Genomic DNA, 26460 nt, shown 5'->3' with positions numbered 1-26460 from the left:
GTGATCGTCGCCATCAACAAGGACGAAGAGGCCCCCATCTTCCAGGTCGCAGACTTCGGTCTCGTCGAAGACCTCTTCAAAGCCGTGCCTGAACTGACAGAGAAACTCGGCTGATCAGCACTGACATACTTGAACTACCCCAGAGGCCCGCTTTTTGGCGGGCCTTTCTTTGTGAGCGCTCGCTCTAAGGATCCGACCAACACCTCTGACGCCTCTGTATGTGCAGCAGGCCCTAACATCCGCTGCGCTGCGACGCGCTCCATTTGAGTGCAGTTCATGCCCTCAACGCCCTTGGCCAAGGCAGCATCGCTCGCGACAACTTCGACAATGTCATCTACCAACGGGCGCAACTCCTCTAACATATGCCTATCCACAAACAATGGATCCGGACCCAGACCGCTCATACCCAAAGACATGTCCGGCATATGATCTGCAAACCACAGCAGCAGAATCTTACCACCGATTGTATTCAGCAACAGTTTCATGCGAGCGGCCCACGCCATACGCAGCTCGTCACGGACCATGCTGTATCGATCCGGTGCCCGTGCGCAAACCGTACCAAGCATATGTCGCGTAAAGTGAAATTCGCTAAAGTCAATTTCCCGAAACACCATTCGCATCATATTCGACGCCCCCAGAAACCGATCATTGCGGCGGGGGTGCACTTTGTAAAATCTGTTCGACATGTTTTGGGCACCCATGACCTGCACAACGGTCACTCGCGCCTTCCGAGCAATATCCAACACAGATGGTTCCGCCAAAAAAACATCGACTCCGGCATTTACGAACCCAAGATTGACGCATGGCCTTGAGAGCTCACGCTCTACCAAGTCAGGGAACGGTTGAGGGATAAACTTTCCATATGTTTCGGTCCCCCCGAGAAACGCTACATCGCCCTCCTCTAAGTCTTTCTTTGGCCCTCTGAACAATAGTCGAGAGGAGCCGTATTGGCATGGCTCATAATCTAGATCGCCACCACCCATTTTCTCGTAAGACATAATCTCACCACCAATTTTTTCACCCGCTTGGGAGATTCGCTTATATAGATTGCGAAATCGCTAATGATTGACTTTGTATTAATTTTTAGGCGTTGGCGCCCCTTGCAGGCCAACCACCAGCAAGCGTAAAGTCCGCGCGAAATGCAGCAAGGGGTGTATCATGGAAATCAATACAGTCGGTGTGATCGGCGCGGGTCAAATGGGCAATGGCATCGCACATGTTCTGGCTACCGCCGGTTACAATGTGATGTTGAACGACGTCACGCAGGACGCGCTAGATGCAGCCATTTCCAAAATTGAGAAAAACCTTGACCGGCAGGTTTCAAAGGAAACCATATCAGCAACCGAAAAAGCCGCGGCGCTCAATAGAATTGAAACGACACTTCACTTGCCAGCATTGGGAAGCTCAGAACTCGTCATTGAGGCGGCAACCGAGCGTGAAGAAATCAAAAACCAAATTTTCGACACCCTCGGACCACACCTTAAACCCGACACACTATTGACTACGAACACGTCTTCCATTTCGATCACGCGGCTTGCATCTCGTACAGATCGCCCAGAGCGGTTTATGGGTTTCCATTTCATGAATCCCGTTCCCCTAATGAAACTGGTAGAATTGATCCGAGGCATCGCGACGGACGAAGAAACATATAAGGCCTGCCATGGTATTGTCGAGCGTTTGGGCAAGACAGCCTCAAGCTCGGAAGATTACCCTGCATTTATCGTCAACCGGATCTTGATCCCCATGATAAATGAGGCCTGCTACGCGCTATATGAGGGCGTGGGTAACGTGTCTTCTATCGACAATGCGATGAAGCTGGGCGCGAACCACCCAATGGGACCATTGGAACTGGGCGACTTTATCGGCCTGGACACATGTTTGGCTATTATGAATGTCTTGCACGACGGGCTCGCAGACACGAAATACCGCCCATGCCCATTGCTGACAAAATATGTCGAGGCAGGTTGGCTTGGGCGTAAAACGAGGCGTGGCTTTTACGACTACCGCGGCGACATCCCGGTACCTACACGCTAATTCAACTGAGCTCCGCTTAGGCTGAATCTGCAAGTGTTTGAGGCAACTTTTGCACGCTCAGGAATTGTGTTTGGAGGCTTGGCCCAAGGATAAAGTATGTTCTCGAAGCCAAGCCATGAACCCTCGTGGGTCCTTTGCCAGCGTTGCCATTTGCTCTTCTGTCAAAGGTGCGCCAACAATAGGTGCCTGAGGCTTGTGACAGGACCGAACAATTTCGTGCAAAAGCAGACCCTGGCGAAGAATGGGGGAAACTTGGCAGGCGATCTGATAGGCCCGCGAATTGTGGCCGGGAAAGAACAACGGCACCACCGTAGCACCCGATTTGCGAATCATTTTAGCCGTGAACACATTCCATTCACGCTCGACAGGTGAACCCCACCATGAATCCGACGACATAACGACACCCGACGGGAACAGCGCCACCACACCACCTTCAGCGAGATGCGCCATGGATTTGGCGCGCATCTCTACCATTTTTCGCTGTGCTTCCGGATCATGCGGGAATGGCACCGGGATCATGAATGACGTTGCCGCTTCATCCAGCCCGGTAAGAACAGATCTGGTCAGGATACGATAATCCTGACGCACACGACCAATCAGGTCAGCGAAGATCATCCCATCGACCATACCATGCGGATGGTTGGCAACGACCACAACGGGCCCTGTTTTGGGAATATTCGCTAATTGCTCCTCCGGGGTTAACAGGTCGATTCCCATAATATTGAGGGCACCGCGCCAGAAACTCTGACCTCGGAACTCAGCATTCTGGCGCTCAAACTTGTTTACCATGCGCAGCACGGTCAATTTCCCAGTGAACCACTCGATGGTTTTTATGGCCGTCGACGTCCAGCGATCGTCAAAGGAATTTGCATAGGTCAGCGTGCGACGGTCATAGGTCTGACCTTCGTCCTTCTTTTCCCTTTTTGCCGCACGCGGCTGTGGCAATGTTTCCACCACGGTTCATTTCCTTATACGACACTTACAGTGTCAAAACCCTTCCCCAAACTTGTCCTCGACCAGCGCTTGGATCGCATCCGCCAAAGCATTGGCATCCGGCCCGTTGGTTGCAACATCAATCGATGTCCCTTTGCTGGCCGCCAACATCAGCAGTCCCATAATACTGTCGCCGCCCGCACTCAACCCATCCTTTGATACTTCGGCGGTCGCGTCAAATCCTTCGACAACTTCCACCAGTTTGGCAGAAGCGCGCGCGTGCAATCCTTTTTCGTTAATTATCTTCAAAGAGCGGGAAGTCGTTGCGGACATTCTATTCAATCCGTTTGTATGTTTTGACTATCAATATATTTGCGTCCGGCCTCAAGAGAGGTGCGCACCGCATCAGGCACTGGCAAATGGCGAGACTTCGCCAATTTGATCAACATTGGCAAATTTGCGCCGTACAGGATGCGCCGGTTTTCCGGCGCACATGCCATGAGACTCAAATTCGACGGAGAGCCACCGAACATGTCGGTCACGATAATCACCCCTTGGCCTCGGTCGACATCGTCTGCGGCGGCACAAATTTCTTTTTGCTTAGCTGGGCGATCGTGTTCGGCATCTATGGTTATTGCGCGCGCGCCATGAAGTGACCCAACTACATGTTCCATTGCGGCCAGATATTCCTTTGCCAGTCCGCCGTGTGCCACGATCACAATACCGATCACGCTTTCGCCTCTCCATCTAACACGTCCGGCCGGTTCTTTCCGGATAATGTCGCAAACTTGTTAAGTTCGCGGTGTCTTATTGACACTTGCCACCCCTGTTGCGCAAGGGCTTGCGCAACAGTTTCTGCAATGAATACCGAACGATGCTTTCCGCCGGTACATCCGAACGTAATTACCATGTGGCTACGCCCCTCCCCGATATATGCTGGTAGAAGCATTTCCACCATTCCCATCAACCGCTCTGTAAATGGCGCAAAGTGTTCGTCTTCGGAGACATATTCACCGACCAATGAGTCTAATCCGGTCAAAGGGCGGAGGTTTTCAATCCAGTGGGGGTTTCGAAGGAACCGACAATCAAACACCAGATCGGCCACCTGTGGCAACGCCCGCTTGTAACTAAAAGACTGAATGGTCAATGCGAGCGATTGCCGACCTGGATTGGCAAACCATTTCTCAACCGAGGCGCGCAATTCATGTGGCGACAGTGAAGACGTGTCAATCAGAACATCCGCCATGTCGCGGACCAATTGCAGCATCGCAAACTCGCGTTCAATTCCTTCTCGTGGACTTGTGTCAGGTGCCATAGGATGACGACGCCGCGTTTCATTATAACGGCGCATCAATACGTCCTGATGGCAATCGAGAAACAACAATTCCGGCGAAAGACCGGGCAAATCACGCAACTGATCTAACGTTTCAAGCAGCGCCTGTGGCGAAAAGTCTCTGTTTCTTGTGTCCACCCCAAGAGCCATGGGGCGCGTCAACGGGCCAGCAAACAACCTTTCCAGCAAGCCAAGCGGCATGTTGTCGATGGTCTCGTATCCCGCATCTTCCAACGTACGAATTGCGGTTGACCGACCTGCCCCCGAAGGGCCGGTCACCAGAACCAGTCGTTGCTCAGAATCTATAGCATCCGTCATGGTCGTCACGCACCTCTTCCCAAGCGCAAGAATTGCATTATCCCTGCCGCAAAATGTGGGGCGTTCACCTTATAATACAACGGGACGTTTTGCCCCAATAGCCGCATTTCATGTGGTTGTGGCAACCTGTCTGTCTCTCTGCGGTTGAGGTCGATCGATAAAACGACCTGAGTACTCTCTACAGCCTGAGCGTTCAGAATGCCGATACCGCGAGCTTCCACTTGACCACGAATAGTTTCTGGGCATACGGCAATGAGCTTTTCATCACGAACCGTCAACAATGTCTGATCATCCGAAACCAATTGAGCGCCAAATGCCATCAATTGAAGGGCCAGCCCGGATTTTCCACTCCCCGAAGCTCCGGTTATCAGTACTCCGCGCCCGCTCAACGAAACGCACGAGGCATGTAGCAACTGTTGCTCAGTTCTCTCTGACCTAGCGATCACGAACAGCCCCTGACCGGTCGCCGATCTCGCTTAAACTGGCAAACCAACAACAAACCTTGCTCCCAACGGATCAGAGGTTACATCAGCTTCGGTGGGTCGAATATTTTCGGCCCAGATCACACCGCCATGTGCTTCGACGATTTGTTTCGAAATCGCAAGGCCCAGACCAGAGTTGTTGCCGAATTGGTTTTCTGGTCGATGCGAATAGAACCGATTGAAAATCTTGTTCAATGCTTGTTCCGGAATTCCCGGCCCGGTGTCTTCGACAACAATCAAAACACGGTTCTCTCGTTTGCGCGCCCACAACCGGATTGCGTCGCCATCTTCGCAGAAACTGATTGCGTTTGTGATCAGATTGACAAAAACCTGCGCCAGCCTCGCTTCAAGCCCATTAATCTCAATGGGTGTCTCAGGCATATCCGTGATGAACTCGATCCCTTTGCCCTTTGCATCCTCTCCAAGGTATTGGGCAAGATTTCCAATCATCGCCAACAGGTTGAATTGTTCTTCTTCCTCTTTGACTAGCTCACTATCAAGCCGCGAGGCGTTGGAAATGTCGCTAACCAACCTGTCCAAACGCCGCACATCGTGCTCAATCACATCTAGCAGTTTTTCTCGATGTTCTTCCTTTTTGACCAAGCGCAGCGACCCAACGGCAGACCGAAGGGACGCAAGCGGGTTCTTAATTTCATGTGCGACGTCGGCGGCAAACTGTTCATTGCTATCAATGCGATCATACAGCGCTGACACCATACCTCGAAGCGCTCCTGACAATCGTCCGATCTCATCCGGACGTGCAGTCAAATCAGGGATGCGCACTCGACCGGGATTCACCTTGCGTGTATCGGTGTCACGTCCGATTTCCGCAGCCGCAGCCAGATCCGAAAGTGGGTTTGATATGGTCGAAGCCAAAACCATGGATAGGCCAACCGACACAACCGTCGCAATCAGGATCATCTGCAATACGCGTTCTCGCTCGGAACGTACCATTTGGTCCAGTTCACCTACAGCGCTCGTCAAAACCACTGCGCCAACGATTGAACTCCCTTGTGATATGGGTACCGCGACGGCGAAAACGCTTGCACCACGCGGATCCTCCAACGCAACCAGTTGTTCCTGACCTTCAAGCGCTTGATCCGTGAGCTCGCGCACTTGTTCATCAATTGTTGGTCGTTGCGAATTTACGCTGTCTTCGTCGCCCCCTCGAAAAAGGCCCCAAAACCAATTCAACGCTGTCGTAAACGGTATTCCTTGCGGACGCTCAGCAAGGGCAGAAGCCGCGTCCGCAGAGGCGTCGCCCGCTCGCATGCCGACCTCGTTCTGCGCGGTGTCGAAAACAAAGACGTGTGTTCCGGTGCGAAGCGGCAGCTTTTCTAGCGATGTCCCAACATCTACGCCATCCCCGGTCGCCAAATTTACAGGCGCTCCCGCAGGTATCTGCACCTCGAAAGCTCCAGCAATCAAACGCGCCTCGGTCATCAAACCCGCGGCGCGCTGAACGGCAAATCCATCCCGCGCTGAATTGAGGTACAAAATACCACCACCCAACACCAACAAAGCGATCAAATTAAAGGTTATGATCTTTCTAGTGAGAGGTGACTTTGATAGCGGCAGCAGGCGCCGTCTTTCGCGACGCCCCCGCAATTCCTTTTCGACATTGGCCTCGGGCGCGACCCAGTCATCGCCCAATACAACGTCTCCGTCCCGCCCCTGGGCCATCTCGCGCACTTCAGTCCTTCCGGCTGCCGCTCTTACTCTTCATTATACCTATAGCCGATGCCATAGAGGGTCTCAATTGCCGAGAAATCATTATCGACAGAGCGCATTTTTTTGCGCAAACGTTTGATGTGACTATCGATCGTGCGGTCATCGACATAGACCTGATCATCATATGCCACATCCATCAACTGATCTCGGCTTTTTACAAATCCCGGACGCTGGGCAAGTGCCTGAAGCAACAAAAACTCCGTTACAGTTAGTGTAACGTCCTTGCCCTTCCAACTGACCGAATGGCGCAACGGGTCCATAACCAATTCGCCGCGGCTCATCACCTTAGTGTCTTCGGTATCGCCTACAATATCGCCATCTACGGCTTCTTGCCGACGCAACAACGCGCGAATACGTTCAACCAGCAAGCGCTGTGAAAACGGCTTCTTAACATAGTCATCTGCGCCCATGCGCAGGCCCAACACTTCGTCAATCTCATCATCCTTGGATGTCAGAAAAATGACCGGCATCGACGTTTTCTGCCGCAGACGCTGCAACAGATCCATGCCGTCCATGCGCGGCATTTTAATGTCCAGAACAGCCATATCGGGAAGCTTTTTGTTGAAAGCATCCAGCGCTTGCTGTCCGTCGTGGTAGGTCTCTACTTCAAATCCCTCAGCCTCAAGGGTAATGGAAACCGACGTCAGGATATTCCTGTCGTCGTCCACAAGGGCGATCTTCGACATGGGTCGGGTCCTTTTACTGCTCGTTTATTATTGCCTGTTTTTTAACGTATTATGCGCATTTCACCCCATGGCAATCAATCCAAAAGTGCGATTCGCGTCACAAACCGGACTTATTTGACACGGATTTTGCTAAGCAATGACTAATATGCCTCACTTATCGTCTCATAATTGAGCGGAAAGCTTCCGAACGTCATGGATGGTTGCGCTAAACTGTAAGTGATTGCGCTAACTGCGATAATCCGCCCTGTCCCGACACGTATTCCGCATGTTAAGAGCACTCACCGGCTCAAGGAGAGAGCTGGTCAGGGCCGTGAAACCCGGTCGCTGCTATCAATGACCGCCGCCTCGAACTGAGCCGGCAACAGGAGTGTGACAATGACATTTGGACGGGTAAACCCGCAGTTCCGCCTCGAAGATCAAGGGATCGAAGGAGCGGGCAATGTCTATTACAACCTTATGGAGCCAGCCCTTGTCGAGGCTGCGCTGAAGAATGGAGAGGGTTCACTTGGCCAAGGCGGCACCTTTCTAGTCAGCACCGGCGAGTTCACTGGTCGCTCACCCAACGACAAATTTACAGTGCGTACACCCACCACTGAAAACACAATTTGGTGGGACAATAATGCGCCCATGGCCCCCGACGCATTTGATCGTCTCTATGACGACATGGTCACACACATGAAAGGCCGCGATTATTATGTGCAGGATCTTTTTGCAGGGGCTGATCCAACTCTGACTCTGAATGTACGCGTCATCAACGAGCTAGCTTGGCACAACCTCTTTATTCGCCACCTGTTGCGTCGCCCAGAGCGGGCTGCGCTTGACACATTCACCTCTGACTTCACGATCATCAACTGCCCTAGCTTCAAAGCTGATCCAGCTAAACACGGCTGCCGCACAGAAACCGTGATCGCGGTGAATCTGGATCGCAAATTGATACTGATCGGTAATACTGAGTACGCTGGTGAAAACAAGAAATCTGTCTTCAGCGTACTAAACTACATTCTGCCGGACAAAGGCGTGATGCCGATGCACTGCTCGGCCAACCACGCTAATGGCAACCCAATTGATTCTGCCGTGTTCTTCGGCCTGTCTGGTACAGGCAAGACCACGCTGTCGGCTGATCCGAACCGCACGCTGATCGGGGATGACGAACACGGGTGGTCTAACCGCGGCTCCTTTAACTTCGAAGGCGGTTGCTATGCCAAAACCATTGGCCTTAATCCCGAGGCCGAGCCTGAAATCTATGCCACCACCAAAATGTTCGGCACCGTGATCGAAAACATGGTCTACGATGAAGACACCAAGGAGCTGGATTTCGAGGATAGCAGCCTGACAGAAAACATGCGCTGCGCATACCCGCTGGATTATATCCCGAACGCTTCGGATAGCGGGCTCGGCGGTCATCCCAAGAATGTCATCATGTTGACCTGCGACGCATTTGGCATTCTGCCCCCCATTGCTCGTCTGACTCCGGCCCAAGCCGAATACCACTTCTTGTCGGGCTTTACCGCCAAAATGGCAGGTACAGAACGTGGCGTGACTGAACCCAAGCCGGCCTTTTCGACCTGCTACGGTGCGCCTTTCATGCCGCGGCGCCCGGAAGTCTATGGTGCGCTGCTGCGCCAAAAAATCGCTGATCATGGCACCACCTGCTGGCTGGTTAACACGGGTTGGACTGGCGGCGCATATGGGACCGGCAATCGCATGCCGATCAAGGCAACCCGCGCTTTGCTAACGGCGGCACTGGACGGTTCTTTGAACGAATCCACGTTTCGCAAAGATCCCAACTTCGGCTTCGAAGTTCCAGTAACTGTGCCCGGCGTCGATGCCGGTCTGCTCGATCCACGCTCGACATGGGAAGATAAAGACTCATACGATGCGCAAGCCGAAAAGCTGGTGAGTATGTTCGCGGAGAACTTCGAACAATACCTCCCCTTTATTGACGCCGACGTTCGCGCCGCGACAATTGGGTGAAACTACCAATAGACACGCACAAAAGCCCCGACCAATTGGTCGGGGCTTTTTGATTCGTGGTTAGTCGGACAATCTTGTCCGACCTACGAGCCATACTCGCTACCATTGTTCTTTGCGTTCAGGCACACCGTTTCTTTTGTCCGCTACGCCGCAAAAAAGCTTGGAAGACTCACCACTTCAACTTAAACGACGCTATCCTTGAACAAACGCACGAACGGGAGACGATGGATTGACAGATTCGGTGGACGCAGGCCGCGACATCTATGGCATCGACAAATGGGGCAAAGATCTCATCGTGCCTTTGGACAACGGCGAAATTGGCCTCAAAAATCCGCTTGCCCCCAACGCGCCCGCGATCAGCCTCCCTTCGATCGTCTCAGACCTCGAAGAGCGCGGTATTCACGTCCCAATGCTTGTGCGCATTTCCAGCTATCTGGAAAACGAAATTCACCGCATCAATAGCAGTTTCCGAACCGCGATCAAAAACACCGGTTACACTGGCGAATATCGCGGCGTCTTCCCGATCAAAGTCAATCAGCAAGCACAAGTCATCGACCGCATCGTAGAGTTTGGTGAAGCGCTAGACTACGGCCTAGAGGCTGGCTCGAAACCTGAACTTGTGATCGCCCTGGCTCACAAACTCTCTCGTAATGCCCTGATCGTCTGCAATGGCGTCAAGGATGCCGAGTTTATCACATTGGCCACTCTCTCCCGCAAACTGGGCTTTAATACAGTCATCGTTCTCGAAAGCCCGAAAGAGGCCGACACGGTGATCCAAGTTTACCGCGAACTGGGCGTCGAGCCGCTTTTGGGCGTGCGCGTAAAGCTCACCAATCAAATCAGCGGCAAATGGCAGGAAAGCTCAGGCGACCGCTCGACCTTTGGCATGAACACCGACCAGCTCGTCGCCGTACTCGACAAGCTGCGTGACGCCGGTCTGCTGCACTGCCTGAAATTGCAACATTCTCATCTCGGCAGCCAAGTGCCCGACGTTAACGACGTGCGCCGCTCCGTAGGCGAGGCCTGCCGCTATTTCACCGAGCTCAAGCGCGAAGGCGTACCCCTGACCCATCTCGATCTCGGTGGCGGGCTGGGCATCGACTACACCGGCGAAAAACGCGCCAGTGAAAACTCCATAAATTACACGGTTGAGGAATACGCCGCCAATATTGTAGAAACCGTGGCCTACGCCATGGACGAGGCGGAAATCGATCACCCCACCCTTGTCACCGAAAGCGGACGCGCCGTGGTGGCCACATCCTCCATGCTGGTCTTCAACGTTTTGGAATCTACTCTTTACGACGCACCAACAGCGCCGGATGTGGCCCCAGATGACCACCATCTGCTTGCCGACCTCGCCGCAATCCTCACGTATCTGACACCAGACCGCGTTCAGGAATGCTGGAACGACGCCAGCTTTTATCGCAACGAACTGCGCGCGCTTTTCCGCCGCGGCTATATCGATCTACGCCAGATGGCGCGCGCCGAACGCATCTATCTGCACCTGATGGCGCGCATCAAATCGCTGGTCGCCTCGATGGAGGACGCCACAGATGTCACCGCTCAGCTTGAAAACGCCGCCGACATTTACCACTGCAATTTCTCGCTGTTCCAATCCCTGCCCGATGTTTGGGCCATTGATCAATTGCACCCCATCATCCCGCTGCAAATGCTTGACGAAACGCCAGACCGCCGCGCGATCCTTTCAGACATTACCTGTGACAGCGACGGCAAAATCGACAAGTTCATCCTCGCCGACGGCGTCTCTCCTTCGCTTCCCGTGCATTCCCTGCCCGACGACAAGCCATACTACCTTGGTGTCTTCTTCGTCGGTGCCTACCAAGAGACACTGGGCGACCTGCACAATCTCTTTGGCGACACCAATGTGGTCACACTAGACCTAAGTGCTGATGGCAGCTTTGATCTCTTGCACGAACAAGAAGGCGATACCATCTCCCAAGTGTTGTCTTACGTCGAATACGATCCCAACGATTGCGTTGCCGCCTTCCGCAGACTGGTTGACGGCGCAATCTCAAAAGGCACACTGAAGGCCTCGGATCGCAAACTGATCATGGGTGCCTATCGCGACTCGATCAACGGCTACACCTATTACGAATAACCTTCACCAAGGAGACCTGATCATGGGCAAAACACTGGTCGTCGGCGCAGGGGGCGTCAGCCACGCCGCCGTGCATAAAATGGCAATGAACAGCGACATCTTTACCGACATCACGCTGGCCAGCCGCACCAAGTCCAAATGCGACGCCATTGCCGCTGCCGTAAAAGAACGCACCGGGATCGAGATCAAGACAGCCGCGCTTGACGCTTACAAAGTGGCTGACACCGTTGCGCTGATCAAGGATACCGGCGCCGAACTCCTCGTGAACCTTGCCCTACCCTATCAGGATCTCGTGTTGATGGACGCCTGCCTTGAGGCGGGCTGCCACTATCTCGACACCGCCAATTACGAACCCGAAGACGTGGCCAAATTCGAATACCACTGGCAATGGGCCTATCAGGACCGTTTCAAAGAGGCCGGCCTGACCGCGATCCTAGGCTCCGGCTTTGATCCGGGCGTCACATCCGTGTTCGCCACATGGCTCAAGAAACACAAACTCGAGACTATCCGACAGATCGACATTCTCGACGCCAATGGCGGCTCCAACGATCAGGAATTCGCCACCAACTTCAACCCAGAGATCAACCTGCGCGAAGTGCTGGCCGAGGTTCGCCACTGGGAAAACGGCGCGTGGCAGACTAGCCCGGCCATGACAACCAAGGTGGAATACAACTTCCCTGCAATTGGCCTCAAGAACATGTACAAGATGTATCACGAGGAACTAGAGTCGCTCACAACCCACTTCCCCGAGATCGAGCGCGCACGTTTCTGGATGACCTTTGGTGACGCCTATATCATGCACGCCAAAGTGCTGGAAAATGTCGGAATGACCCGTATTGATCCGGTCATGCACGATGGCAAAGAAATCATCCCGATCCAGTTCCTGAAAACCCTTCTGCCCGATCCCGGCGATCTGGGCGCAGAAACGAAGGGAAAGGCTTGCATCGGTGACATCGCCACAGGTCAGGCCAAAGACGGTTCAGGCGAAAAAACCTATTACATCTACAACATCTGTGACCACGAGGAATGCTACGCCGAGGTCGGCTCGCAAGCCGTCTCGTATACCACCGGCGTCCCCGCCATGATTGGCGCTGCGCAGGTGCTGAAAGGTAATTGGGTCCAACCTGGCGTGTGGAACATGGAACAGCTCGACCCAGACAATTTCATGGATATGCTCAACGCTCACGGGCTTCCGTGGCAGGTTCACGAACTCGACGGCCCGGTTAAATTCTGACACCCACAACTAAACAAAAGGGGGGCACTCCGCCCCCTTTTCCTTTCGCCCAAATATCCCAGGGGGTACGGCGGGGGGGGTCCCCCCGGTCTCGCCCGAATTCACCCGGAGCCGCCAATGTCTGACATGATGCAAACCCAAGCTGGCGACGCAGGTGCTTTTCGCACTTTCGACCTCTCTCGCGCACCGTCGCCCTGCTTCGTCATTGACGAGGTTGCGGTGACACGCAACCTCGCCATCCTCAAAGACATTTCCAACCAATCGGGCGCGCATGTGCTCTCAGCGCTAAAAGCCTTCTCCATGTTCGCTCTTGCCCCCGTGGTGCGCGATTACCTCTCAGGCACCTGTGCTTCTGGTATCTTTGAGGCACGTCTGGCCCGAGAAGAATACGGGGGCGAGGTTGCTACTTTTTGCGCAGGTTACAAGGAAAGTGACATCGACGAGATCGTCGCGCTCTCTGACCACATCATCTTCAACAGCCCCGCACAGCTCGCCCGCTTCTCACCTAGATGCCGCGCCGCAGGGAAACAGATCGGGCTACGCATCAACCCCGAACACTCCGAAGGCGACATCCCCAAATACGACCCATGCGCCCCCTGCTCCCGCCTCGGAACCCCGGTCAGCCTCCTGACCCCCGAAATCGTCGCCCAGGTCGACGGCCTGCACATGCACACGCTTTGCGAGCAGGGGTTTGAACCACTCCAGCGCACTTGGAACGCAGTGCATCCCAAACTCGCCTCATACCTGCCCTCCCTTAAATGGCTCAATTTCGGCGGCGGCCACCACATCACCCGTGCCGACTATGCCCGTGAACAGCTCATCGATTTCATCAAATCTCTTCGCGCTGAACACGCCCTCGATATCTACCTCGAACCCGGCGAGGCCGTTGCACTTGACGCAGGCATCCTGGTGGGCGAGATCCTCGACCTGCCCACCAACGGCATGGACCTCGCCATCACCGATATCTCCGCCACCTGCCACATGCCCGATGTGATTGAGGCCCCTTATCGCCCCGCCCTGATGGACGAGGCCGAGGCGGGGCAAACTTACCGTCTCGGCGGCCCGTCCTGTCTCGCAGGCGACGTGATTGGCGACTACACATGGGACAAGCCGCTGGAAATCGGCCAGCGCTTCGCATTCCTGGATCAAGCGCACTACTCAATGGTGAAAACCAACACCTTCAACGGTGTTCCGCTTCCAGCCATCGCCCTCTGGAACAGCGATACCGATACGCTCAAAATCCTCAAACAGTTCGACTATTCCGACTTTAAAGAGAGACTCTCATGAGCATCTTCCTCAACAGCGAACTTTCCGCCCAGGAACGCGCCGACACGGCCCGCTTTCGCGTCATCCCCGTCCCTCTAGAACGCACCGTCTCCTACGGCTCCGGTACTGCGAACGGCCCTGCCGCCATCATCGAGGCGTCCAACGAACTAGAACGCATCACCAACGGCGGCGAACCTTGCGCCTTCGGCATCCACACCGAAGCGCCGCTCGACTGTTCCGGCACCATGCCCGAGGTCATGGAGCGCCTCGCCCAGCGCACTCAAGACGCCGTCGCATCCGGCAGCATTCCAGTCACACTTGGCGGCGAACACTCTCTTTCCTTCGGCGCCGTCACTGGCGTAGCCCGCGCACTCGGAAAGCCTGTCGGCATTGTCCAGATTGACGCCCACGCCGACCTTCGCATCGCCTATCAAGACGAAAAGCACTCCCATGCCTCCGTCATGCATCTCCTCGCATCCGAGGGCATTCGCCTCGCCCAGTTCGGCGTGCGTGCCCTCTGCCAACAGGAAATCGACCAACGCGTCACCCACAACGTGTTCCACAAAGACGCCGAAGAGCTCGTTACCGGCAATATTCACGCCGCCGATCTGCCCGGCGACTTCCCAGAACATATCTACATCAGCTTTGATGTCGATGGCCTCGACCCCAGCCAGATGCCCGCCACTGGCACCCCGGTTCCCGGCGGCCTCAGCTATTACCAGGCCCTGCACCTCGTCGAACACGCCCTAATGGGGCGAACATGCGTTGGTCTCGACGTCGTCGAGCTGGCTCCAGACGGCAATTCAGCATGGAATTTCACCGCCGCCCAGATCACCTACCGTCTCATGGCGGCTTGCCTCTAAACTCGCGAGGAAAGCCCCCAAGGGCTTGAGGAGCCTCCTCAGGCGGCCCGCACACCCTTGCTCCAAACCGCTCGCAGCGCCGGCACGCCTTCGGTCACCCGGAACCGGATCATGTCTGCCTGCATACCGACGCCCAATCGCCCTCGATCCACCAACCCTGTGCTCTGCGCAGGCGCCGCCGTCACGGTGTGCAGCCCCTTAGCCATGTCGCCCCAATGCTGGCCCAGCAGAACCGCTCCCAACAACAAGGACGAGGGTACATAATCCGACGAAATCACATCCAGCAAACCCAAATCCGCAAGTTCAATCGCCGCCACGTTCCCGGAATGTGATCCCCCCCGGACAAGGTTTGGCCCGCCCATAATGTTAGCAATCTCGTGCGCGCGATTGGCCTTGGCCGCTTCCACAGTTGTCGGAAACTCCGCCAGCCGAATGCCATGCCCCGCCGAATGCGCCACCTGCGCAGCGGTCGTATCATCATGGCTCGCCAACACTGCGCCATAGCGCTCCGCCGCGACCACAGCCGCCGCTTCATGTGCCACCCCTAGCTTTTCGCGCAACCCGAACAAATGTGCGACATGCGCCTCAAAATCGGCCTTGTCCAATCCGTATTTTCCGCGAATGAACCCTTCATACTTGTCCAAATTCACAAACTGCCGCTGCCCCGGGGTGTGATCCATCAGGCTCACAATCCCAATCCGATCCTCCGGCCCAAATTCGGCCAATTCTTCGATCAGAGTCTCCGAACAAGTCTCCGCGCGCAGGTGAATGTGATGACTGATCCGCAGCGCACCGCTGTCACGCATCGACAAGATCTCCGTCGCAATGGCGCGCGCATACTTGCCGTACTTCTTGTTGGGCCCGTTGATAATCGACCCCACCCGGATCGCATCAAAAACCGTCGTGATCCCAACGCTGGCCAGCTCCGCATCATGCGCAACGATCGCCGCCTGATGCGGCCAGTCGACTTTGGGACGGGGATGGATATGCCGCTCGAGATTATCAGTATGCAGCTCAATCAACCCCGGTGCCACAAAATCGCCGTCGCAATCTTCGGCTCCATTGGGCACACCCGCTCCTGTATCCATCGCCACAATCCGATCCCCCCGGATCACAACACTACCGCGCACTGTTTCATCAGGCAGCACCAGCATTGCATTGGCGAGAACCTTGTCTTGTGTCATTTCAGCGTCACATGTTGTTGTCATTTGCATCGCAAAACCCTTTCGGAGTGCCCATGCCCTACGCCAGATATGGACTTTATTACACACCCAAACCGGGGCTTCTCGCCGATTTTGGCGCACAATGGCTGGGTTGGGACCTCGCCGCCGGCACTGTTCGCGATCATCCCGAAATCGACGGCCTGCCTTGCCCTATCCCTGACATCACCGCCACGCCGCGCAAATACGGGCTCCATGGCACGATCAAGCCACCGTTCCACCTTACCCCTGGCACCACGGCCGATGGCCTGCATGACGCGACCGCCAACTTGTGTGCCAAACTGGCCCCGCTCACACTCCCGAGGCTCACCATCGCCCAAATGGGCCGGTTCCTTGCACTCAAGATCGATGGCGATCAAACACCCCTCGCCAAACTCGCCAGCACCATCGTCACCCAGCTCGATGCTTTCCGCGCACCCCCATCCGAGGCCGAGCTTGCCCGCCGCCGTAAATCCAACCTCGCGCCGCGTCAGGAAGAGTTGCTGGCCCAATGGGGCTACCCCTATGTATTGGATCAGTTCCGCTTTCACATCACTCTCAGCAGCGCGCTGTCTCCTGAACATGCCGTGCAAACCCGCGATGCCCTCGCACCATACATCATACCCTTGCTGCCCACTTCCTTTACCATCGATGACCTTACTCTGGTCGGACAGGACGCTGACGGGATGTTCCACCAAATTCATCGCTTCGCCCTCACCGGGTAAAGCGCGCTCAGCACAGCTGAAACGGTTTCCTGCACTGACCTTTCATTAGACACGTCCATGACATCCGCCCCAACCGGGCGGTTATGATCAGCGCGCGCCAAGCGGCTGGTGATCTCTGAGTGGCTCTCCCGCCCTCGCTTAACCAACCGTACTGCCAATGTCTCAGGGCGTGCCGTGAGCGACAGAACCCGGAAGCCGTCCAATTGTTCTCGTGCATCATCCAATACACTGCGTGAAAGGTTGACCAGTGCCATCTCGCCTTTAGGCCGCCCAATGACCGAACCCCGCGGCACTCCATAGCGCAGCCCATGTGCCCCCCACGATAACGCAAACGCACCTTCCGCCACCATCCGTTCAAACGCCTCACTGCCCACCGCTGTATAGTCCTCACCGCCTTCATCAGGCGCGCGTGTTATCACACGCTTGACCAGCACCATCTCAGGCCGAGCTGCTGCAAGCGCCCGCATCACTGTGTCTTTACCCGCACCCGATGGCCCAACCACCCCAATCACGCGCACAGTCATCAGGCCGCCCTCGGCGTAAAGACCGACACATCCACTTGCCGATCGCACACCCGATTTCGCGCCGCTTCATCGTGGAAGATCCCGATAATCGCAGCTCCGCGCGCCTTGGCTTCTTCGATCAGGCACAACACTGTGTCACGATTGGCTGCATCCAGGCTGGCGGTCGGCTCATCCAGCAACAGCGCCGGATAGTCATGCGCAAACCCGCGCGCAATGTTCACGCGCTGCTGCTCTCCCCCGGAAAACGATGTCGGGCTCAATGCCCATAACCGCTCAGGGATCCGTAACCGCGTCAGCAATCCACGCGCCGTCTCGCGGGCTTCTTCCAATTCAATACCCAGCACCAGCAAAGGCTCCGCCACCACATCCAGTGTCGCCACTCTTGGCACCACCCGCAAAAACTGGCTTACATATCCCAGCGTTTCGCGCCGCAGCGCCAAGATCTCGCGCGGCTCAGCCTGCACTACATCCAGACCGTCCACATAAATCCGCCCACTGCCCGCCAAGTAATTCCCGTAAACCATACGCATCAATGTCGACTTACCCGCACCCGACGCCCCAATCAGACCTACGCACTCGCCGCGCACGACTTGCAATTCGGCATCCTTCATGACTGGAATGACCACACCAGCCTGATTGTGCAGCGTGAAAGTCTTGGACAAGTCTTCAATCTTGATCATCTGATCTTCCTTTCGCCCAAAATATCCTGGGGGAATCGCTGCCCCGCAGCGATGGGGGCAACGCCCCTCTCCCCGGTTCATACCTGCAACACACTCGACACCAGCAACTGGGTGTAGGCATGTTGCGGATCATCCAGCACCTGATCCGTCAGGCCGGTTTCCACCACATGTCCATCCTTCATCACCATCAGCCGATCCGCCAACAACCGCACCACAGCCAGATCATGCGTGACGATGATGGCGCTCAGCCCCATCTGGCGCACCAACCCGCGCAACAGGTCGAGCAACCGCGCCTGGACGGATACATCCAACCCGCCCGTCGGCTCATCCATGAACACCAGCCGAGGCCCGGTCGCGAGGTTGCGTGCAATCTGCAACCGCTGCTGCATGCCGCCTGAAAACTGACCGGGCCGGTCATCTACCCGGGTTTCGTCAATCTCCACCCGACCCAGCCAATCTACTGCCGCGTCTCGGATGTCTCCATAATGGCGCGCGCCCACGGCCATCAACCGCTCGCCGACATTGCCACCCGCACTCACATTCATCCGCAACCCATCGCGCGCGTGCTGATGCACAAACGCCCAATCCGTGCGCCCTAACATGCGCCGCTCCGGCTCTGACATTGTGACCGTATCTTTCATGTCACCTGTACGGGTGTGAAACAGCACTTCACCCCCATCCGGCTCCAAATGACCCGCGAGACAATTCAACAATGTCGACTTGCCTGATCCGCTTTCTCCTACGATCCCAAGCACTTCGCGGGGATAAAGATCAAAACCAACACCCGCGCAGCCGATACGACTGCCATAGTACTTGCTTACATTCTGGACCTTGAGCAGCGGTGTCATTGCCCAATCTCCCGGTCTGCCACAGCCTGCGCGCCAACATGGCCCGCTGCGCGCCGCCCAGCGCAATAATCCGTGTCTGAACACACAAACATCCGGTTGCCCGCATCATCCATGATCACCTCATCCAGATAACTTTCTTCGGCCCCGCACATGTCACAGGCATGGTCCGCCTTGCTGGCCTCAAACGGGTAATCGTCGAAATCCAGACTCACAACTTTCGTATAGGGCGGCAACGCATAGATCCGCTGTTCGCGCCCCGCGCCAAACAGCTGAATCGCCGCCATTTCCATCTTGGGGTTGTCAAATTTCGGGATCGGGCTCGGGTCCATCACATAGCGCCCCTCCACCTTGACCGGATATGCATAGGCCGTCGCAATCGCACCGTGCTTGGCAATGTCTTCATACAGCTTCACATGCATGAGCCCATATTCTTCAAGACTGTGCATCTTGCGCGTTTCCACCTCGCTCGGTTCCAGAAATCGCAACGGCTCTGGGATCGGAACCTGATAGACCAATATTTGGTCTTCACTCAGCTCAGTTTCCGGAATCCGATGCCTTGTCTGAATGAGGCTCGCATCACTGGTCTCTTCCGTCGTCGCAACCCCCGCCGTCTTCTCGAAAAACTTGCGGATCGACACCGCATTGGTCGTGTCATCCGCACCTTGGTCGATCACCTTCAACGTATCTTCTGGTGTCAACGTCGCCGCGCTCACTTGCACGCCACCCGTACCCCAGCCATAGGGCATTGGCATCTCGCGGCTGGCAAATGGCACCTGATATCCCGGTATCGCCAACCCTTTCAGAATGGCGCGCCGGATCATGCGCTTGGTCTGCTCATCCAGATAGGCAAAATTATATTCCGACATTTCAGCGGCATTTTCTGGCGATTTTGCACTCAGATCCAACATCTTGTTGCCCCTTTTTTGCAGTATCTGCTCAACACCCGACCCTGAAACAAAACGGAGGAACCGCCATGTTTACTGTGACAAACGCGCTGCTTGTTGTGTTCTGCCTTGGCCTCATCGCCAAGGTCATGCACCAGCGCAGCACCCAAGAGGACAGCTAAATCCCTATCTAATATCGACGTCATTCCGCGGCCTCCGGAGAGGTCGCGGAGGCGTCATCTCTCGACTTTGCGTCACCCGGCTGGGCTGCGGCTTCCGCCTCACGCCGCAACTTACGGATCAGCTCCAGCTCAGATTGGAAATCCACGTAATGGGGCAGCTTGATATGCTCCAGAAACCCGGTCGCCTGAATATTGTCGCTGTGATACAGCACAAATTCTTCATCCTGCGCCGGGGCGCTCATATCGTCCTCGCCCAGCTCTTTCCAACGCAGCGCCCGATCCACAAGCGCCATGGAAATCGCCTTGCGCTCGGACTGACCAAACACCAGCCCATAACCGCGTGTAAACTGAGGCGGCTCGGTCTTGCTGCCCTGAAACTGATTGACCGTCTCACATTCGGTCAATTCGATTTCACCCACCTCAATTGCAAATCCCAGTTCCGGGATATCCATCTCAACAGCCACTTTGCCAATCCGCAATTCGCCCACAAAGGCATGGTTACGCGCATAACCACGCTGCGTTGAATAGGCCATGGACAGCACAAACCCTTCATCGCCCCGTGTCAGCGCCTGCAATCGCAGCGGGCGGTTTGATGGCAACTCCAGCGGCTCCCGCGTCAAATCTCCCGGCGTCGCTTCGCTCTCCGGCTCGGCCTGAATAAGCCCCTCCTGATTGAGAAATTCCGTGATATGCGGCGTTGGCTCCGCTCTCGGCGTGCCCACCGCCGCCTCCGGAACGTCACCTTCTGCGGCCAGTTTGAAATCCAATAACCGATGCGTATAGTCAAATGTCGGGCCCAAAATCTGCCCACCCGGCGCATCCTTAAACGTCGCAGACACGCGCCGATCACAAGCCATCGCACCAGTATCCACCGGCTCGGAATGGCCAAACCGCGGCAGCGTTGTCCGATAGGCGCGGATCAGGAAAATCGCCTCGATCATGTCACCGCGCGCCTGCTTTATCGCCAGCGCGGCCAGATCAGGATCATAGAGCGACCCCTCCCCCATGACCCGGTTCACCGCCAGCCTCAGCTGCTCACGGATCTGAGCCACCGACAATTCGGCGACATCCAGATCGCCACGCCGCTCTTCGGCCAGCCATGCATGGGCATTATCAATCGCACGCTCTCCGCCCTTTACCGCTACATACATCAGCCCGCCTCCACCTTGGTTGTGCGCGGCAATGCCACCAAACGATCCTTAGCTGTGAAAAAGAAATCCAACCCCAGCGGAAACATCATTGCATTCCGCTGAAAAACAGACACATCCGGCAGTCCCAAACGCGCCGTATCCTTGATGCCGGGGCCGCGCAAAACAGCGCCCTCTGCCACCAATTCCAGCTGCTCAACGATTACAGTCGCTGATCGATCCGGATACTCAGCCGTTCCAATCGCGAACTGATCCAGTGGCGCCAACGCGTCCCACGTCCCCAGAGCGAAGACCGCCCGCTCAGGGCGGATGAGCGGTGCGCCCACATGAAACGCAATCCACTGTCGAACCGCCTCGCAATCATGCGCACCGGCCAGATAAACCGGCGTTTCAGGGTCGCACAAGGTTAACAGCAGAACCCCCGCCGCAGCCGACATCGGCGCAGGTGGAACAGCCCCGGCAACGACCTCAATCTTACCGGGCCGCGCCATTGCATTCATCGCTGCGCGAAACCCGTGCGCCGCACCTACCGGTGCATTCGCAAACCCACCTTTCAATGCGTCAGCGTTCATTTGTCCTCTCCCCGCACCATGGTAAAGAAATCCACTTTGGTCGCCGCCGCCTTTGCCGCACGTTCCGCTTTTGCATCTCTAAATGCACCCGCAAGCGGCACCAAAACGTCCCGGCACACCCGGTCAGCCATCTCGCCTTGCATCAACGCATCCACAAGCGCCGCCATCCGTGCTTTCTCCTTGTCGCGCCCCTGCACGTATCCATGACCCACCACGCCATCATCCAACTGCAACGAGCAGCGCGTAATCGTCATCTCACCCAGATTGAACGGAGCGCCAGTGCCTCCCATACGACCACGAACCATAGTCGCGCCGACCTCTGGTGCGCGTAGCCACTGAAATTCTGGCGACATGTTTAATGCCCGCCAAAGCGGTGCTAGCTCAGCCATCGGCGCTTTTGCCAAAAGGGACATCCATCCCCGGCGATCTAATTCCACGGTCATCTAGACACCTTGTCGATTTGTCTACATTACTATACAACTAGACAAATTGTTACCGATCCAGCCCGCGTACGGCAAGGATTCCCTGATGAAAGTTTCATGACATGGCGCGCACTCCAATCTGGAAGTCCATTGCGACAACCCTGACCGACGATATATCGTCCGGTCGCTATGCCCCCAGCGACAAGCTCCCGACCGAAGCGGAACTGGCCTCTCGTTTCGGTGTAAACCGCCACACCGTGCGCCACGCGCTCAAAGCCATGGCTCAGGAAAATCTCGTCCATGCTCGCCGAGGCGCAGGTGTTTTTGTGGCACAGGTTCCGACAGATTATCCCATTGGCAAGCGCGTCCGCTTCCACCAAAACCTTAAACAGGCTGGCCGTTTACCGGGCAAAGAGATCCTGCATCTCGAAACCCGAAAACCCGACACCGCAGAATTTGAGGCGCTCGCGCTCGCAGCCACGGAAAACGTCCACGTCTACGAAGGTCTCTCGCTCGCAGACGGAAATCCAATTGCCGTCTTTCGCAGCGTCTTTCCAGCTGCTCGGTTTCCCAACCTGCCTAAACGCCTCTCTCACCTTCGCTCGGTGACCGCGGCACTCGCTGAATACGGCGTGGCTGACTACACGCGCGCCTCAACCCGCCTCACAGCTCGGCGCGCCACAGCCATCCAAGCCTTGCACCTCCGGCTTTCAGAGAGCGCCCCGGTTCTGCGTACCGTCGGTGTTAATATTGATGCAAGTGGCACGCCGATCGAATTCGGAACCACTTGGTTCGCCGCTGAACGAGTGACGCTCACGCTAACTGACGAGGACTGAGAATTTTAACCGCGCCGTCGCGCAAGGTTCATGGGCGCGACACAATTCCGCGATACCGACTGGGCAAAACCCTTGATTGAGCAGACCCATGTCCAACCCCAAGCTTTCCTTGCGCCTTACGGGCGCAACTGTCCTGCGCGACGGCGAAATGCAGGCGCGCTCGCTAGTTCTCGAACAGGGCCGTATCTCCAAGGGGCCCCTCCCCGAGGTAAATCTCGCTGGCTACTATCTTCTTCCCGGCATCATAGATCTGCACGGTGACGCTTTTGAGCGGCATGTCGCGCCGCGCCCGTCCGCGCCCTTCCCGCTGGACATGGCCCTTTGCGCCACGGATCGTGATGCAGCTACCAACGGAATAACAACCGCATGGCTCGCGCAGAGCTGGAGCTGGGAAGGCGGCCATCGAAGCCCCGATTTTGCCGAGAACCTGCTCAGCGCGCTGGACGCATACCGCGCGCAATGCGTGACTGACCTGCGTGTGCAGATCCGCTGCGAAACGCACACCGTCGACACCGCAGAGCGTCTTTTGGAAACGGTCAAAAAATACGGCATCGACTACGTTATCTTCAACAACCACATCGACGAAGCATTGCACCTTTCTCGCGCCCGCCCAGAAGACATCGCCGCCTGGGCCAATAAGTCAGGGCGCACACCAGATCAGCATATGGCCGTCGTGCGTACGGCTTGGGAACAAACACCGCGTGTGCCGCGCTTTCTGTGCACACTCGCAGAACGCTTTGACGAACTTGGTGTCACCTACGGATCCCACGACGACCCCGATGGTGACACACGCGAACGCTTTTCGACCCTTGGTGCGCGCATCTGCGAATTTCCTACGGCACGCTCCCCTGCGGCGCTCGCTAAGGCCATCAACGATCCCGTGATCATGGGTGCACCCAACGTCGTGCGCGGCGGCAGCCAATCCGGCAACATATCGGCCAGCACATTAATCGCTGACGACCTCGTTGATGCGCTGGTTTCCGATTATCACTATCCCGCCCTCGCACGTGCAGCGTTTCAACTGGTCAAAAACGGAGTGTGCACCTTGCCAAAAGCGTGGCACATGATATCGCGCAATCCTGCCGATCTCCTTGGTCTCGCGGATCGTGGCACGCTCGACTACGGCAAACGCGCCGACGTGACCATCGTCAACGCGCGCACTCGCAACGTCGAAGGGACCATCTGTGGCGGCCAGGTCAGCCATCTCACTGGCGAGGCAGCGCGCCGCTTCTTTGCTACGCCAGCTGCGGTTTCTCTCGCGGCCGAGTGAACTTCATACATCCGTAACATATCGCGGGAGAACCGGTATTCGTTAAGGGCGTCCGCATTTCATCTGACCCTTCTCTGCAAGAGCTGGCGGACATTGATGTCAATGATATCGCCCCGCCCTCGTGGGGGCTGGCCTCAATCCAATCACCTCTACTCCCGAGTGTTCCGGCCGGTCACTCACGTGGACGCACACCAAAGCCGCCAACATGGCCAATTTTTCGAAGTGGCCAGCAAGCGTCACATATTTTACAATATGCTTGGGATTGGGGTCATCCTTCTCGACGGAACGGGCCGCTCATCGTTCCCAACCACTAGCGCGTCACTGAATACCCGCCTATCTTATTCCAATGAACACACCCAAATTCGCAAACGCCAACGTCGCAGCGGCCTTTGCCGCCTACCCGGACGCTGAACGCGCTAGGCTCATGTACCTGCGCAAACTCATCTTTGAAACCGCCGCTGAAACACCGGGTGTTGGGCACCTCGAAGAGACTTTAAAATGGGGCCAACCGGCCTACCTCACCCCAAAGACCAAGTCCGGTTCAACGATCCGCCTTGGGCTGCCCAAATCCGGTGGCTACGCGCTTTACGCGCATTGTCAAACCACGATAATCTCGGATTTCGCCGGGCAATTCAGCACCGATTTCACAATCGAGGGCAACCGCGGTGTCCACTTCTCGACAAATGAACCACCACCAGAGGCCCCCCTGCGCGCGCTCATCCGTAGCGCATTGACCTATCATTTAAAGAAATGACTAAACTTCGTATTTCTCTAAAAACGCCTCAGCACTCAGGCGGCGAAAATAGTCCAGCGACAGGCGCAAAGTATCGTGGCTCAAATCCCACCACGCCAGCGCCATCAGCACGTAACGGATTTTGCATCAGCGCCCGCTCTCATCGCCCTTGATCAACTTGCGCCGCAGCCAGCCCGAGAACCAGTCCATAATCATGACCATCAGAATGATCAGTATGATGTAATAGGCCACCTCTTCCCAATCCTTCTGGGTGATCATGGCCTGCGTCAGTAACAGCCCGATACCGCCCCCCGTAATCGCGCCGATAACCGTCGCACTGCGGGTGTTGGATTCCAAAAAATAGAGGATTTGGCTCAGCAGCACCGGCGTCACTTGTGGGATCACACCAAATCGATACCGCTGCACCGGGTTGGCTCCTGTCGATTGAATCCCCTCAATCTGCTTTTCGTCCACATTCTCCAAAGCTTCCGAGAACACTTTACCAAATGTGCCGGTGTCGGTGATCAAAATGGCCAGCGCCCCGGTTAATGGACCCGGTCCAAACGCCCGCGCCAGAACAATTGTCCAGATCAGCGCATCAACGCCCCGGAAGAAGTCAAAGAACCGCCGCGTCACCTGTCGCACAATTGTAAAGGGTGAGAAATTGCGCGCCGCCATAAACGCCAGCGGCAACGCCATTATGGCCGCCCCCATCGTGCCCAGAAATGCCATCAAAATGGTCTCGAAAATAGCCCATGCTACATCCTGATGGCGCCACATCTTATTGGTCCAAAAATCCTGCCAGATGTCCGATGCTTCGCCACCTAGCGCACGTGCCATCACACCCCCGAAGCCCACTCCGTGATAGGGGCTATCCAGCGTGAAAAAGAACAACTCCCAGCCAGTGAAATACCGAAATACCTCAGTCCGGTTGCGGGTCACAGTCAGACGCCCCACATCGGTCGTCACTGTCATCCGGTTCTTGGAAACATTGATCCAATCAGGCGCATCATCCATTGGCAACTGGGCCTGAACCCCTTGCGAACGGCTTGGTTGCGCCGTGATCCGCCCGTACCCCGGTATCTCGTAGCTTACAAAATTCTCTGCGCCATAGGTGACAACATGACCCTCACCCAGATCGATCACCGTCTCTTCGCCCAGCGTCACCCACTCGGGGGCGGTGCCTTCTGAATAGGCGCCTTTGCGCTCACCCTCGATGGCGATGTTCACCGCGCCAGAACGGTTATCTCGCTCAACGTGGGTTTTGTAGCTGTAACTGTCGGCAACCAGCGCGCGCGCATTGTCCGCCTCGAGTTTTTGCACCAGCCCTAGAATGTCAAAGCTGAAAAAAATATAAACCAGATACGCCAGCACCAACGTGGGCAGACCAACGCTCATCAGACGCTTGCGTTGAAACAGTGCCTCGGACTGCTGTTTCAATGTTGCCGTGTCTATTGCGGTCAT

27 protein-coding genes and 1 pseudogene are annotated in these 26460 nt (G+C 56.0%); 11 read left to right on the top strand and 17 right to left on the bottom strand.

Features of this window, described 5'->3' with window-relative positions; all coding sequences use genetic code 11:
- A pseudogene (locus CLV88_RS19310) lies at window positions 1–114 on the top strand (electron transfer flavoprotein subunit alpha/FixB family protein); the annotation flags it as partial.
- A 20-nt stretch (window positions 115–134) separates the two neighbouring features.
- Here CLV88_RS19310 and CLV88_RS19305 read toward each other — a convergent pair.
- Complete coding sequence (locus CLV88_RS19305) at window positions 135–998, bottom strand: DUF6473 family protein (RefSeq protein WP_106610040.1); 864 nt, start codon at window positions 996–998, stop codon at window positions 135–137.
- Between the two features lie 160 nt (window positions 999–1158).
- Between CLV88_RS19305 and CLV88_RS19300 the strand changes: the two genes are divergently transcribed.
- The gene (locus CLV88_RS19300) at window positions 1159–2034 is read left to right on the top strand and encodes a 3-hydroxybutyryl-CoA dehydrogenase (protein ID WP_106610039.1); all 876 of its coding nucleotides are present in this window, start codon (window positions 1159–1161) and stop codon (window positions 2032–2034) included.
- Between the two features lie 57 nt (window positions 2035–2091).
- On the opposite strand, the gene CLV88_RS19295 is transcribed toward CLV88_RS19300, so the two are convergent.
- From CLV88_RS19295 to CLV88_RS19265, 7 genes are read right to left on the bottom strand one after another with little or no spacing between them, the layout of a single operon-like run.
- Entirely contained in the window at window positions 2092–2991 is a 900-nt protein-coding gene (locus CLV88_RS19295; protein ID WP_106610038.1) for a lysophospholipid acyltransferase family protein, read from the bottom strand.
- A 30-nt stretch (window positions 2992–3021) separates the two neighbouring features.
- The gene (locus tag CLV88_RS19290; RefSeq protein WP_106610037.1) at window positions 3022–3300 is read right to left on the bottom strand and encodes an HPr family phosphocarrier protein; all 279 of its coding nucleotides are present in this window, start codon (window positions 3298–3300) and stop codon (window positions 3022–3024) included.
- 5 nt (window positions 3301–3305) lie between these two features.
- Window positions 3306–3698, bottom strand: coding sequence for a PTS sugar transporter subunit IIA (locus CLV88_RS19285; RefSeq protein ID WP_106610036.1), 393 nt, complete (start codon window positions 3696–3698; stop codon window positions 3306–3308).
- Window positions 3695–4618, bottom strand: coding sequence for an RNase adapter RapZ (rapZ, locus tag CLV88_RS19280; RefSeq protein ID WP_106610050.1), 924 nt, complete (start codon window positions 4616–4618; stop codon window positions 3695–3697). Before rapZ ends, CLV88_RS19285 begins: the two co-directional genes overlap by 4 nt.
- 5 nt (window positions 4619–4623) lie before the next feature.
- Window positions 4624–5064 (bottom strand): HPr kinase/phosphorylase, encoded by a 441-nt coding sequence (locus tag CLV88_RS19275; RefSeq protein WP_341477191.1) that lies wholly within the window; start codon window positions 5062–5064, stop codon window positions 4624–4626.
- Between the two features lie 30 nt (window positions 5065–5094).
- A complete protein-coding gene (locus CLV88_RS19270) occupies window positions 5095–6783 on the bottom strand; it encodes a sensor histidine kinase (RefSeq protein WP_106610034.1) in 1689 nt (562 codons plus the stop codon).
- A 32-nt stretch (window positions 6784–6815) separates the two neighbouring features.
- Complete coding sequence (locus CLV88_RS19265) at window positions 6816–7517, bottom strand: response regulator transcription factor (RefSeq protein ID WP_106610033.1); 702 nt, start codon at window positions 7515–7517, stop codon at window positions 6816–6818.
- A gap of 375 nt (window positions 7518–7892) precedes the next feature.
- On the opposite strand from CLV88_RS19265, the gene CLV88_RS19260 reads away from it, so the two are divergent.
- The 5 genes from CLV88_RS19260 to speB all read left to right on the top strand — a co-directional run bounded on the left by CLV88_RS19260 (window position 7893) and on the right by speB (window position 14973).
- Entirely contained in the window at window positions 7893–9491 is a 1599-nt protein-coding gene (locus CLV88_RS19260; protein WP_106610032.1) for a phosphoenolpyruvate carboxykinase, read from the top strand.
- 229 nt (window positions 9492–9720) lie between these two features.
- Window positions 9721–11610: a biosynthetic arginine decarboxylase gene (speA, locus tag CLV88_RS19255; RefSeq protein WP_106610031.1), complete on the top strand. Its 1890-nt coding sequence runs from the start codon at window positions 9721–9723 to the stop codon at window positions 11608–11610.
- Window positions 11611–11632: 22 nt separating this feature from the next.
- Window positions 11633–12844 carry a saccharopine dehydrogenase family protein gene (locus CLV88_RS19250; protein ID WP_106610030.1) on the top strand — a complete coding sequence of 404 codons (1212 nt, stop codon included), beginning with the start codon at window positions 11633–11635 and terminating at the stop codon, window positions 12842–12844.
- 117 nt (window positions 12845–12961) lie between these two features.
- Entirely contained in the window at window positions 12962–14131 is a 1170-nt protein-coding gene (locus CLV88_RS19245) for a carboxynorspermidine decarboxylase (RefSeq protein WP_106610029.1), read from the top strand.
- Window positions 14128–14973: an agmatinase gene (gene speB, locus CLV88_RS19240; RefSeq protein ID WP_106610028.1), complete on the top strand. Its 846-nt coding sequence runs from the start codon at window positions 14128–14130 to the stop codon at window positions 14971–14973. Before CLV88_RS19245 ends, speB begins: the two co-directional genes overlap by 4 nt.
- Window positions 14974–15011: 38 nt before the next feature.
- On the opposite strand, the gene CLV88_RS19235 is transcribed toward speB, so the two are convergent.
- On the bottom strand, window positions 15012–16157 hold the full coding sequence (locus CLV88_RS19235) for an alpha-D-ribose 1-methylphosphonate 5-triphosphate diphosphatase (RefSeq protein ID WP_106610027.1): 1146 nt from the start codon (window positions 16155–16157) through the stop codon (window positions 15012–15014).
- Window positions 16158–16210: 53 nt separating this feature from the next.
- Between CLV88_RS19235 and CLV88_RS19230 the strand changes: the two genes are divergently transcribed.
- Window positions 16211–16897: a DUF1045 domain-containing protein gene (locus CLV88_RS19230; RefSeq protein WP_106610049.1), complete on the top strand. Its 687-nt coding sequence runs from the start codon at window positions 16211–16213 to the stop codon at window positions 16895–16897.
- Here CLV88_RS19230 and phnN read toward each other — a convergent pair.
- The 7 genes from phnN to phnG form a co-directional block, all read right to left on the bottom strand.
- Window positions 16873–17421: a phosphonate metabolism protein/1,5-bisphosphokinase (PRPP-forming) PhnN gene (phnN, locus tag CLV88_RS19225; RefSeq protein WP_106610026.1), complete on the bottom strand. Its 549-nt coding sequence runs from the start codon at window positions 17419–17421 to the stop codon at window positions 16873–16875. The genes CLV88_RS19230 and phnN overlap by 25 nt on opposite strands.
- Window positions 17421–18101, bottom strand: a complete 681-nt coding sequence (phnL, locus tag CLV88_RS19220; RefSeq protein ID WP_106610025.1) for a phosphonate C-P lyase system protein PhnL — start codon at window positions 18099–18101, stop codon at window positions 17421–17423. Before phnL ends, phnN begins: the two co-directional genes overlap by 1 nt.
- Window positions 18102–18178: 77 nt before the next feature.
- Window positions 18179–18949 (bottom strand): phosphonate C-P lyase system protein PhnK, encoded by a 771-nt coding sequence (gene phnK / locus CLV88_RS19215; RefSeq protein WP_106610024.1) that lies wholly within the window; start codon window positions 18947–18949, stop codon window positions 18179–18181.
- Complete coding sequence (locus tag CLV88_RS19210) at window positions 18946–19815, bottom strand: alpha-D-ribose 1-methylphosphonate 5-phosphate C-P-lyase PhnJ (RefSeq protein WP_106610048.1); 870 nt, start codon at window positions 19813–19815, stop codon at window positions 18946–18948. Before CLV88_RS19210 ends, phnK begins: the two co-directional genes overlap by 4 nt.
- A gap of 220 nt (window positions 19816–20035) precedes the next feature.
- Window positions 20036–21166, bottom strand: a complete 1131-nt coding sequence (locus CLV88_RS19205; RefSeq protein WP_106610023.1) for a carbon-phosphorus lyase complex subunit — start codon at window positions 21164–21166, stop codon at window positions 20036–20038.
- Window positions 21166–21735: a phosphonate C-P lyase system protein PhnH gene (phnH, locus tag CLV88_RS19200; protein ID WP_106610022.1), complete on the bottom strand. Its 570-nt coding sequence runs from the start codon at window positions 21733–21735 to the stop codon at window positions 21166–21168. Before phnH ends, CLV88_RS19205 begins: the two co-directional genes overlap by 1 nt.
- A complete protein-coding gene (gene phnG / locus CLV88_RS19195; RefSeq protein ID WP_106610021.1) occupies window positions 21732–22178 on the bottom strand; it encodes a phosphonate C-P lyase system protein PhnG in 447 nt (148 codons plus the stop codon). Before phnG ends, phnH begins: the two co-directional genes overlap by 4 nt.
- Before the next feature lie 101 nt (window positions 22179–22279).
- Here phnG and phnF point away from each other — a divergent pair, with 101 nt between their 5' ends.
- The 3 genes from phnF (at window position 22280) to CLV88_RS19180 (ending at window position 25017) form a co-directional block, all read left to right on the top strand.
- Complete coding sequence (phnF, locus tag CLV88_RS19190) at window positions 22280–22993, top strand: phosphonate metabolism transcriptional regulator PhnF (RefSeq protein ID WP_106610020.1); 714 nt, start codon at window positions 22280–22282, stop codon at window positions 22991–22993.
- 88 nt (window positions 22994–23081) lie between these two features.
- Window positions 23082–24263, top strand: a complete 1182-nt coding sequence (locus CLV88_RS19185) for an alpha-D-ribose 1-methylphosphonate 5-triphosphate diphosphatase (protein WP_106610019.1) — start codon at window positions 23082–23084, stop codon at window positions 24261–24263.
- Window positions 24264–24609: 346 nt separating this feature from the next.
- Window positions 24610–25017, top strand: a complete 408-nt coding sequence (locus CLV88_RS19180; RefSeq protein WP_106610018.1) for a DUF1801 domain-containing protein — start codon at window positions 24610–24612, stop codon at window positions 25015–25017.
- A gap of 126 nt (window positions 25018–25143) precedes the next feature.
- Here CLV88_RS19180 and phnE read toward each other — a convergent pair whose 3' ends face one another.
- A complete protein-coding gene (gene phnE, locus CLV88_RS19170; protein WP_106610047.1) occupies window positions 25144–26460 on the bottom strand; it encodes a phosphonate ABC transporter, permease protein PhnE in 1317 nt (438 codons plus the stop codon).

Origin of the sequence: Shimia abyssi (assembly GCF_003014475.1) — a bacterium.
Taxonomy (GTDB): domain Bacteria; phylum Pseudomonadota; class Alphaproteobacteria; order Rhodobacterales; family Rhodobacteraceae; genus Shimia; species Shimia abyssi.
The sequence above is the reverse complement of the archived record's forward strand: the minus strand, read 5'-3'. Positions and strand labels throughout refer to the sequence as shown.